This window comes from Mycobacterium sp. (assembly GCF_032162105.1).
In the GTDB taxonomy this organism is placed as follows: Bacteria; Actinomycetota; Actinomycetes; order Mycobacteriales; family Mycobacteriaceae; genus Mycobacterium.
In genome coordinates this window covers 1-10,529 of sequence record NZ_JAVRPS010000538.1, presented here as the reverse complement: position 1 = coordinate 10,529, position 10,529 = coordinate 1, and the positions used below count along the sequence as shown (strand labels likewise).

The 10,529-nt window shown below is 67.6% G+C and carries 10 protein-coding genes; 5 read left to right on the top strand and 5 right to left on the bottom strand.

The features are described 5' to 3' along the window. Together QOC69_RS27595 and QOC69_RS27590 are read right to left on the bottom strand one after the other, a co-directional pair. Positions 1-292 (bottom strand): cytosine permease (locus QOC69_RS27595; RefSeq protein ID WP_526445682.1); only part of this gene is annotated, 292 nt, incomplete at its 3' end. Between the two features lie 260 nt (positions 293-552). Continuing rightward, positions 553-1,551, bottom strand: coding sequence for an undecaprenyl-diphosphate phosphatase (locus QOC69_RS27590; RefSeq protein WP_526445678.1), 999 nt, complete (start codon positions 1,549-1,551; stop codon positions 553-555). Between the two features lie 139 nt (positions 1,552-1,690). Here QOC69_RS27590 and QOC69_RS27585 point away from each other — a divergent pair, with 139 nt between their 5' ends. The 3 genes from QOC69_RS27585 to QOC69_RS27575 are packed head-to-tail and all read left to right on the top strand — an operon-like array spanning position 1,691 to position 4,093. After that, positions 1,691-2,233, top strand: a complete 543-nt coding sequence (locus tag QOC69_RS27585) for a Chromate resistance protein ChrB (protein WP_526445680.1) — start codon at positions 1,691-1,693, stop codon at positions 2,231-2,233. Between the two features lie 37 nt (positions 2,234-2,270). Further along, a complete protein-coding gene (locus tag QOC69_RS27580) occupies positions 2,271-2,885 on the top strand; it encodes a phosphatase PAP2 family protein (protein WP_526445676.1) in 615 nt (204 codons plus the stop codon). Beyond that, complete coding sequence (locus tag QOC69_RS27575; protein ID WP_526445674.1) at positions 2,882-4,093, top strand: MFS transporter; 1,212 nt, start codon at positions 2,882-2,884, stop codon at positions 4,091-4,093. The genes QOC69_RS27580 and QOC69_RS27575 overlap by 4 nt, the downstream gene beginning before the upstream one ends. Positions 4,094-4,417: 324 nt before the next feature. Here the strand turns inward: QOC69_RS27575 and QOC69_RS27570 are convergent, their stop codons facing one another. After that, positions 4,418-4,855, bottom strand: coding sequence for a nuclear transport factor 2 family protein (locus tag QOC69_RS27570; protein ID WP_526445672.1), 438 nt, complete (start codon positions 4,853-4,855; stop codon positions 4,418-4,420). Positions 4,856-4,972: 117 nt separating this feature from the next. Here QOC69_RS27570 and QOC69_RS27565 point away from each other — a divergent pair, with 117 nt between their 5' ends. Both QOC69_RS27565 and QOC69_RS27560 read left to right on the top strand, forming a co-directional pair. Then, complete coding sequence (locus tag QOC69_RS27565) at positions 4,973-7,648, top strand: helix-turn-helix transcriptional regulator (protein WP_526445670.1); 2,676 nt, start codon at positions 4,973-4,975, stop codon at positions 7,646-7,648. A gap of 795 nt (positions 7,649-8,443) precedes the next feature. Then, on the top strand, positions 8,444-8,584 hold the full coding sequence (locus tag QOC69_RS27560) for a hypothetical protein (RefSeq protein ID WP_526445668.1): 141 nt from the start codon (positions 8,444-8,446) through the stop codon (positions 8,582-8,584). On the opposite strand, the gene QOC69_RS27555 is transcribed toward QOC69_RS27560, so the two are convergent. Together QOC69_RS27555 and QOC69_RS27550 are read right to left on the bottom strand one after the other, a co-directional pair. Next, on the bottom strand, positions 8,570-8,986 hold the full coding sequence (locus QOC69_RS27555) for a hypothetical protein (RefSeq protein ID WP_526445666.1): 417 nt from the start codon (positions 8,984-8,986) through the stop codon (positions 8,570-8,572). The genes QOC69_RS27560 and QOC69_RS27555 overlap by 15 nt on opposite strands. 86 nt (positions 8,987-9,072) lie before the next feature. Continuing rightward, positions 9,073-10,529: class-III pyridoxal-phosphate-dependent aminotransferase (locus tag QOC69_RS27550; protein WP_526445664.1), on the bottom strand; the 1,457-nt coding region annotated here is incomplete at its 5' end.

Below are 10,529 nucleotides of genomic sequence, written 5' to 3'. Positions count from 1 at the left end.
ACAGCTCGGTGTTCACGGTCAGTAGGCCGAACCCCGCGCCCACGCTCCAGGCCACGACGGCGGGCACGTTCCAGCCGCCGGTGAACCAGTACTGGCCGCCGCGCCGGCCGTGCGCGAACGCCTGCAGATCGGTCGGGTCGTAAGTACCGGTGCGCAGCGCGCCGATCGCCAGAATCGCGACCCACGGCGTGATGACGGCGTTGAGTGCGATGGTCATCGCGGTGACCGACTGGACCGCGTCGAACACGAAGACGCCCACGTTCAGCAACACGATCGCGATGGCGGCGGTGATGATCGTGGTCTGAGTCCGCTTCAGCCGCGGCGTCAGGCCCTCCAGGTCCAGGCCACTGGATCTCTAGCCGGTTCCACGGTGTTGCATCGGGTTCTCGACACTCTCGTCGCTGTACCAGCGGACTGAGCCGATCCAGACTCCCGTGTGTCTCGTCCACGAAAGCTATCTGTAGCAGCGGGTCTTGATTTGTCGACTAGGGGTCTGGCGGCGTCCTTTGAGCCCGCATTCTGTTGCCGCGGCGGTGGTTTGGTGATCGCTGATCAGGCGAAGCGGATGATGCAGATGGTCCCGGCGAGGAGGCTGTAGATCGCGAAGGGGATCAGGGTGCGGGTCTCGAAGTAACGGGTGAGCCACTTCACGGACAGATACGACGCCAGTCCGGCGACGAGGGCGCCGACGAGAACTTGTCCGTGGATGTGGTCGCCCGCCGGGCCGGCCAGGGAGGGCAGTTTGAGGACGCCGGCGGCCAGGATGACGGGCGTGGCGAGCAGGAAGGAGAATCGGGCGGCGTCGCGGTGGGAGAGTCCGCGGGCCAGGCCGCCGACCATGGCGATGCCGGAGCGGCTGATCCCGGCGAGCAGGGCGAAGGTTTGAAACGACCCGATGATGGCGGCTTCGCCGTAGTGCAGCGTGGCCAGGCGGCGCGTCGCGGGAGCTGTTTCAGACTCGACGACAGGGCTGGTGGCACCGGTGACCGGCGGTGGGTCGGCGACCAGCTGGAGTCCGGGGGCCTGGTCGGCGTCGTTCATCGCGTCGGGGTCCTCGGTGTCGGTGGGGGCGCGGCGACGTAGCACTTCACCGGCCAGCAGGATCAGCCCGTTGATGGTGAGGAAGATTGCGGCGGCCAGCGGTTTGGCGAACAGGGTGCGGAAGGTGTGTTCCAAGGCCAGTCCGGTGATGCCGACCGGGATGGTGGCGATGATGAGCAGCCAGGCAAGGCGCTCGTCGGCGTCGGTCGTGACGAGGCGCCGCGCGGCGATGCTGGGCCGGAGGGTGCGGAGAAATCCGCGGATGATCCGGACCCAGTCGGAGCGGAAGAAAATGATCAACGCCACGGCCGTCGCGACGTGCAGCGCGACGATGACGGCCAGATACGGGCTGGTCTCGCTGGTCGAGGTCGCTGATTGGGTGACCAGGGCCTCCCAGCTGCCGCCGATGAACGCCGGCACCAGCACGGAGTGCCCGAGGCTGGAGACTGGGAACAGTTCGGTGACACCTTGTAGGAGGCCGATCACGACGGCCTGCAGGTAGCTGATCATGGGCGCTGCTCTCGGTAATGCACGCCGCTGGGCGTGCGGGACATCCCGCGCCAGGTTGTCGGGAGGTCGGTGGTCAAAATCGGTCGCCGGATCCAGCCGGTGACGAGCAAGTGTAACCGCTGATACATTCGTCAGTGTGATGGAGGATGCGGTGCGGTGGCTGGTGTTGTTGGTGCGGGTGCCGGCCGACCCCTCGCGGCATCGGGTGGCGGTCTGGCGGGAGCTGCGCCGGGCCGGGGCGGTCTTGTTGGGCCAAGGCGTGTGGGCGGTGCCCGACGCCCCGGTGTTCGCCGACGGGATCGCCCGGACCGTGGAGCTGGCCGAACGCGGCGACGGTGAGGTGACCGTGTTGACCGCGGCCGGACGCGACGAACCCGACGCCGCCCGGCTGGAGGCACTGTTCACCGCGGAGCGCGACGAGGAGTGGGCCGAGTTCCTCGCCGACTGCGCCAAATTCGACGCCGAGATCGACAAGGAAATTCGGATCGCCAAGTTCACCATGGCCGAACTCGAAGAAGAAGAACACAGCCTGGAGCGGCTGCGCCGCTGGCACCGCGAGCTGGCCGCGCGGGATGTGTTCGGCGCCCCCACCGCCGCCGAAGCCGACCAGCACCTCAAACACTGCACCGAACGACTTGCCGACTACACCGAGCGGGTCTTCACCGCCCTGCACCAGATGTGACCGCCGCCGACATGAATCAGCACCCAGGACTTCGAGCGTGATATCAGACCCTGATCCGCGGTGGTTTCCCCTGATCAACGAGTTCGCCCGCGACACCCCCTGGCTGCACCCGTTCATGATCGGCTACGCCGATCATGGGATCGTCATCTTCGCCGCCCTGCTGCTGGCGGGGTGGTGGACCGCACGACGCTCAGGTGACCTGAACGTGATGGCGGCCGCGACGTGGGCGCCGCTGGGCGTGCTGGCGGCGGTGGCGATCAACCAACCGATCGTTGCTGCGCTGCACGTGGCGCGCCCCTACGTCGTGCTCCCCGACATCGTCGTGTTGGCCCACCGCGGCACCGATGGATCCTTCCCCTCCGACTACGCCGTGCTCGCCGGCGCCCTCGCCGCAGGTCTGTGGCTGGTCGACCGCAAGCTGGGCACCGTCGCCATGATCGCGGCGGCGGCGATGGCGTTCACCCGCGTCTACATCGCCGCCGAATACATCCACGACGTGCTGGCCGGGCTGATACTCGGCACCGCGATCGGCGGCGCAGGATTCGGCGCCGCCCGCCCAGGCCTGCACTGGCTGCTGACCCACGCCGAACGGAGCCGCCTGATGCGGCCACTGCTCACCGCCGCCCACCCGCTCACTCCGGCCAGCCGATGACCACGCCCGAACGGTCAGACGTCGGCCCCGTCGGTACCCGGGGGCAGGTGCTGCCGTTGTATGCAGCCGGGTTCGTCACCGCGTTCGGAGCGCACAGCATCGCGGCCAGCCTCGGCGGCTACACCCACGGCCAACACGCCTCCCTGCTGGCACTGGGGCTGCTGTTAGCCGTCTATGACGGCGCCGAAGTGGCACTGAAACCGGTGTTCGGGTCCCTGGCCGACCGCATCGGCGCCCGCCCGGTCCTGCTCGGCGGGCTGCTCGCGTTCGCCGCCGCTTCCGCGGCGTTCGTCATCGCCGGTGATCCCGCCTGGGTCGGTGTGGCCCGGTTCGGCCAAGGCGCCGCCGCCGCCGCGTTCTCCCCGGCCGCCGGGGTGTTGGTGTCGCGGCTGACCCCGCCGGGCGGTCAAGGCCGGGGTTTCGGCCGCTACGGCGCCTGGAAAGGCCTGGGCTACACCCTGGGCCCGCTGCTCGGTGGCGTGTTGATCACCGCTGGCGGCTACAACCTGCTGTTCGCCACCCTGGCCGCACTCGGCGTCGCCGTCGCCGGATGGGCAACGGTGATGGTGCCCGGCGTTGCGCCGCTGCCGCGGACCCGCCAAACCGTGGCCGACCTGGCCCGCCGACTCACCAGCCCCGACTTCGTGCGGCCCACCCTCGCGTTGGCCGCCGCTACCGGAGCCCTCTCAGTCGGAGTCGGATTCCTACCCGTCATCGGCGCCGAGCGGGGCCTCAGCCCGCTGGCCACCGGGGCGATCGTGTCACTGCTCGCGCTGGCCGCCGCCCTCGTTCAACCCCGCGCCGGGCGTGCACGCGACGACGGCCGCATCGGAGACCGCACCGGCCTGGCCACCGGCCTCGTGCTCACCGCCCTAGGTTGCGTCGCGGTGCTCATACCCGGCGTCGCCGGGCTCATCACCGCCGCAGTCTTGATCGGCGTCGGGGTCGGGCTCATCACCCCAATCGGCTTCGCCTACCTAGCTGCCACCGCACCCAAAGAACGACTCGGACAAACCATGGGTGCCGCCGAAGTCGGCCGCGAACTCGGCGACGCCGGCGGCCCGCTGCTCGTCGGCGCCCTCGCCACCGCGATCACCCTCACCCCCGCGCTACTCGTCTTCGGCGGACTGCTTACCGCCACCGCGGGCCTCCTCGCCGCACCCAACAGTCGTCGACAGCATCCGACGAACGCAGATTCAGTCGACTGACCGGAACTGCTGCCTGCGACCAAGCGCCAATGACCCCTTAACCCAATCCGGGTGACGTCAAATTTCACGATAAGCGATCGCGAAGAACCATCCACCCTGACGTTCAAATTCGCGATCAAATGACGTCAGAACTCGCGAGCAAAGCTACTCGATGAGCTGGATCAGCCGCGTTCGTCTCGTTGAACGACCGACAGTCGTGGCGCGGGTGCTTGACTCTTATCACTGTGGCGGGATTCGCGATCCTGTAGGGCTGTGACCTGGTGGTTGGGTTCGCGGCTGGTGCGGATTTGTGCACTGGGCCGAAGTTGCGACGGGTCTGGCACGCTAGGCGCGACGCCTGATCTCGTAGCCGTTCTCGCGGCAGATCTTCCCGTCGCGCAGCTGGAACGCGTGCACCAGCCGCATGTTGACCCGTGTGCCCAGTTCGAACGGGCAGTTCGTGAACCCGTCTCCGGTCAAGGTGAACTCGACGATGCTGTCGTCGAAGACCCAGTCCTCGGTAGCGAACCGAGATATGGGCGTGAGCCCGTGGACGTCCATCGATTCGAACACTCTGAGGTAGGCAGCCCGAACCTGATCCTTGTCCCGAAACACCACGCTGCGCGCCGGGGCCTCCCACACGATGTCGTCGGCGTAACCGGCGATCACGTGCTCGATGCCGTCCGGGTTCTCGTTGGCGAAATGGTCGGCGACCACAGCGAGGTTGCGGGCGATGACTTCGTCGCGGGTGACATCGTCGTGGGTGAGAGATGTGGCGTCCATGGGGCCTCCCTTGTCGTGGTGGATGATGATGGTCAGAGGATCCGGCGGTAAGCCGTCGAGAACATCGGTAAAAGGACGTAGGCCACGCTTGTCGGGGGTCGGAGATTGAGCGGTTCCGTGGCGAACCAGCGGCACCTCCCCAGGGAGTTGACGAGCTTCGTCGGGCGTGAAGCGCAGGTCGCCGACCTTAAGGGCCTGCTGCGCGGCAATCGGCTGTTGACGCTGACGGGTGCTGGCGGGATCGGAAAGACCCGACTGGCGGTGCGGCTGGCGACTCAGCTCGCCGGGGATTCCGACCGCTCGGGCGGCGTGTGGTTCATCGACTTGGCGCCGATCTCCGACCCCGGGCTGGTGTCACTCACCGCGGCACGTGCTTTGGGTCTGCCCGACCAGCCCGGTCGGTCTCCAGACGACGGCATGATGCGCTTCATCGACGACAACGGTGTACTGCTGGTGCTGGACAACTGCGAGCACCTCCTCGAGGCGAGCGCCGCACTCAGCGCCACCTTGCTTGGCGCGTGTCCCGCGCTGACGGTGCTGGCAACTAGCCGCGAACCCCTCGCCATGCCTGGCGAGTTGACGTGGCGGGTGCCATCTCTGTCGTTGGTGGACGAGGCCACTGAGCTTTTCACCGAGCGCGCCCGACGAGCTCGACCGGACTTGACGGTGACGGCGGATGACGACGCCGCGGTGGCGGACATCTGTCGTCTACTCGACGGGATGCCGCTCGCGCTGGAACTGGCCGCGGCGCGCGTGCGAGCACTGTCGTTGACCGAGATCCGCGATGGGCTCGACGACCGATTCCGCCTGCTCACCGGCGGGGCGCGGACGGTGGCGCCACGACAGCAGACACTGCGTGCCTCGGTTGACTGGTCCCACGACCTACTGACCGAGCCCGAGCGGAGGATCTTTCGCCGACTCGCCGTGTTCACGGGTGGGTTCGACTTGGCCGCTGCTCAATCGGTCTGCAGCGACCATGAATTCGACTCCCGCGACGTTATCGACCTGATGGCCCGACTCGTCGATAGGTCCCTCGTCACCGCCGAACATTCCGACAGGACAACGCGATACCGGCTGATGGAGACCATACGCCAGTATGCGATGGAGAAACTCGGAGAAGCCCGCGAGATCGATGAGCTCGACCACAGTCACCGTGACCACTACGTTCGACTGGCGACCGCCATGGAAGAGGTCGCGGATCGTGATTTCGACAACGTAAGAGCCGCATTCGTGTGGAGCGTTGGCCATGACGACATCGCGGAGGCGCTTCGACTCACCTCGGCGCTGCAACCGCTTTGGCTGTCCGGGGGGCGCATCGTCGAGGGGCTGACCTGGTTTCACGCCGTTGCGGTCGGTGAGTGCGCCGACGACCTAGACCCCGCCGTGCGCGGTCGGGCTCTCGCCGATGTCGCACTGCTCAATTCCGTTCTCTCCATACCCGATACCGCTCGTTGCGCCGAACGGTCGCTGGCCATCGCGCGAAACGTTGGCGAATCAGGACTGCTGCTGAGGGCGCTGATCGCCTGCGGGAGTGCGGGCGTCTTCGACGCAGACGCGGCGAATCTCCACCTGGACGAAGCCCTCGGACTGGCGCGTGCGACGGAGGACCAGCGGAACTTGAGTCACGCCCTTTGGTGGAAGTCCTATGCCGCCGCGATGGCGGGCGATCCGCGTCCCGCGCTGGAGGCAGGCGCAGAGGGACTTCGAATCGCCCGCGAGCGCGGCGACCACTTCGTCGCTCGGATGTGTCGGTTCTGGGGGCCGGGCACTGCGCGCATGCTGAGCGGCGAGTTCGTCCTTGCGGCAATCGAATTCCGTGAGTTGCTCACGGAGGCCGAGGTCGGTGGCGATCCGTTCGGTCAGCTCGCCGCCCTGTCCCATCTGGCGTACACGCTGATCGGCATCGGCGATGTCGAGGCCGGGCAAGCCGCGCCGATTTCCGCCGCGCGATTGGGCTCGGAGTTCGGCGGGTTCGCCGAGGCGATCGGCTATGCCCCGTTGGCGCTTGCCGCGCTCTTCGCAGGAGACATGGAGACGGCGGTCTCGGCGGGCACGACGGCGCGGCAGCAGATGAGTGCCCATCCCGTTCCAAGCGCGAATGGCACTCCGATGGCCGAAATAGCTCTCGCCCGTGGCGAACTCGCGACGGCTAGGAAGTATGCCGACGAGGCTGTTTCATTGACGAATGGTGTCTATCGCGCGATGGCGCTGACGGCGCGATCACGCGTGGCGCTGGCGGAGGATGACGTAGAAGCTGCGGAGCAGGACGCGCATGCGGCGCTGTCGACCGCCAGTTCCGTCGACGCCCATACAGCGACGCCAGACGCCTTGGAGTGCCTGGCAGCTGCGACGGTTGCGGCGGGTGGTGCCAACGGGCTCGTCCGACTGCTCGGCGCCGCGGACGCGCTGCGAAAGCGCATGGGCGCGCGTCGGAACCCCGTCTACCAGAGCGGGCACGACTCCTTGGTCGCCGCGGTTCGCGACCTCGTGTCCGCCGACGATTTCGCAGCGGCCTGGGACGAAGGGGCGGCGCTGTCCACACAGGATGCGATCGCCTATGCCCGGCGTGGCCGCGGCGAACGCAAGCGCCCGGCCAGTGGTTGGGCCTCCCTTACCCCGACCGAGCGTGACGTCGTCCGGCTAGTTGGTGATGGGCTCGCCAACAAGGACATTGCGACGAGGCTCTTCATGTCGCCGCGTACGGTGGCAAGCCATCTCACGCACGTGTACGCCAAACTCGCGGTCACCTCGCGTGTTCAGCTCGCCCAGGAGGCGACCCGCCGCGCCCGCTAGCCCATCGCCTCAGCCGACGTCGACGTCCTTGGTCGCGATGACTTCGGCCGTCCGGCGCCGGCGCCGACTGGTATCCCCAGTAGAGATTCGTGTAGGCGATGACTTCATCGGGCCGCGGTGCGCGTACGACGTCAGGTCCTCCGTCGTGTGCGCGGCGCCGACGAGGGTGACGTCGTAGCCCCGATGAACGCGCCGTCACAATCAAGGCCGGACGCCAAATACTGAACTCTTCAGGGGTATAGCTCGGCAGCTTCGTGGCGCTAGGCGGGACGCGTGTACGCGCGGCCCGCGCGAAGAACTCCGCGGGAATGTCCGGGCATCCCCTTGTCAGGGTCCTTACCGCCCCGCAGAATGACTTCCGCGATCCCACCGACGTTGTCAGTACCAGCCGTCCCAATGGGTACCCCGCAGCTGGCCCGGTGTGTCCGGCGAGTGATCCAACGAACCAAGGTATGTGGCGAACGACCGCACCGCGCTCATCAGCGACCGCGCCGAACGTTCCGTTCGATACATACCACTCGGACCCGTCGCCACCACGAATCGCTCGAGCAGTCAGCGACGCATCGATTCCGAAACCGGTAATGCCGCGAAGTCGAAATCGACTGCATACCTTCCGTGCTCGGGGAACACGGCAACCCGCAACGGGTGGTCGCCGCGCTCATTGCAGCGCACTGGTGATCGATATGTCGTCGGGGGTAATGCGAACAGGCTGGGCAGCATGACGCCGATGAAAATTCCGGCGCCAAGCGCAGTGCAGATCTGCTTGTCGCTGAACCGGAGTTCACCGTGCCCGACGTGGCAGTGACCGCCCGCAGGCTGCTGATTCTGATCGACGGTCTAGGCGCGCAGAAGGTGATCCGGGATGCGCCGACCGACGAGATCAAGCACATCGCCCGTTCCTTCGCGTCCTCGGAACTGGGGCTAGACGCCCGTTGACGATCCAGGTCGCACGATCATCAGGATCGTAACGACCACCCACAGCAGGTTGAAGATCCCCGTGGACATCGCCATCCGCCCGGCCGATGCACCACCGAGTACGGCGCGCTGCGCGGGCAGGACGGACGCGACCAGGACCACGGCCGCCACGGCGGTCAGCCCGATCGACACCAGCACCCACGCCTGTGTCAGCACACCCATCGAGACCGCCGTCGCGATGCCCAGCAGCGGAACTGCCACGCCAACCACGGCGTACGTCTCGCAGATGCGGTAGAGCACGTTGGCAACGGGCCGAGCCGCGTCATCGCGCGCATAACGGGGAAACATGCTCGCCGCGACGGCAATTGGGCCGACCGCCAGGATCGCGACGATGACGTGAACGCTGAGCAGGATGGCCGACATCGCGCTTCACGCTAAGGCATCGCAGCCGCCGTCGCCCCCGCCGTGCGCGCCAGGCATCGACGGGATCTGGCCAGCAGGCGGCGCGACTACCAACCCTCGGTCAGCACGCGATCGAGCGCGTCGACGTAGAAGTCGGCGCCATCGACGTCAATGCACAACGGCGGCTTGGTCTTCAGGATGTTGAGGTGGTCGCCGGTCGGCTGGATCACCACGCCGAGCTCGAGCATGCGGTCGCAGATCGCCACGGTCTCGGCCGTGGCCGGCGCCAAGGTCTCCTGATCGCGGATCATCTCGACGCCGAGGTAGAGCCCCATGCCGTGCACGGTGCCGATGATCGGATGCTTGTCGCGCAGCGCGAGCAGGCGCGCCTTGAGATGGCCGCCGACGCGGGACGCGTTGCCCTGCAGGTCCTCGTCGCGTAGCACGTCGAGGACGGTGAGCCCGATCGCGCACGACAGCGGGCTGCCGCCGGTCGACGAGAAGAAGTAGCCCTGCGAGCCGAACGCATCGGCTACCGCGCGGCTGGTGATCACGGCACCCAGCGGGTAGCCGTTGCCGGTCGACTTCGCCACCGACACGACGTCGGGCACCACGTTCTGCTGGTGGAACCCCCAGAACCACTCGCCGAGCCGGCCGTAACCGACCTGAACCTCGTCGGCGATCGCCAGCCCGCCTGCCGCCCGCACCGCCGCGTACACCTGCGGCAGGTAGCCGTCCGGCAGTGCCATGCCGCCGGCGTTGCCGTACACAGACTCGCAGATGAACCCCGCCGGAGCGCGGCCGGCGGCCACCAGCCGTTCGATCTGTCGCACCGCGTCCCCTGCGTACTTCGCGGCGTCGGCACCCCGGTACTTGCCGCGGAAGCTGTTGGGCGATTCGACGGTGTGCACCCAATCCGGCCGGGTGGCGATGGCGTTGGGATTGTCGGCCGTCGACGTCGACACCGCGTCGGTGCCGTACGTCCAGCCGTGATAGGCCTCGCGGACCGCTACCACGTCACGGCGTCCCGTCACCGCCGTCGCCAGGCGCAACGCCAGATCGCTTGCCTCCGAGCCGGAGTTCACCAGGAACACCGTATCCAGTGGGTCGGGCAACGTGGCGGTCAGACGCTCGCTGAACTCGACGACGGCCTCGTAGTTGAACCGCGAGTTGGTGTTGAGCCTGCGCAGTTGTCGTGCTGCGGTATCGGCCACTCGCGGATGGGCGTGCCCGAGCACCGCGACGTTGTTGACCATGTCGAGGTACACCCGGCCGGACGTCGACATCAGGAAGTGCCGCCAGCCACGCTCGATCTGCGGCGGATCGCGGTAGTAGTGCTCCTGCACCTTGGCGAAGGTGTCGTCCCTGCGCGCCAACAGATCTCGCGCCGCCCCCGGTTCCGGCGCGGTCAGGCCGAGCAGCGGTCCGGGGTCGCGGGCGAGTGCCAGCCACCCTGGCGCCAACTCGGCCGTGGTGAACGTGGGCGCGGGCGGGGCACCCGCCGGACGGATCCCGACCTCGAAACGACGGCCGGCCGCGGCGGTCGCCAGCGCTGCGCCCACGT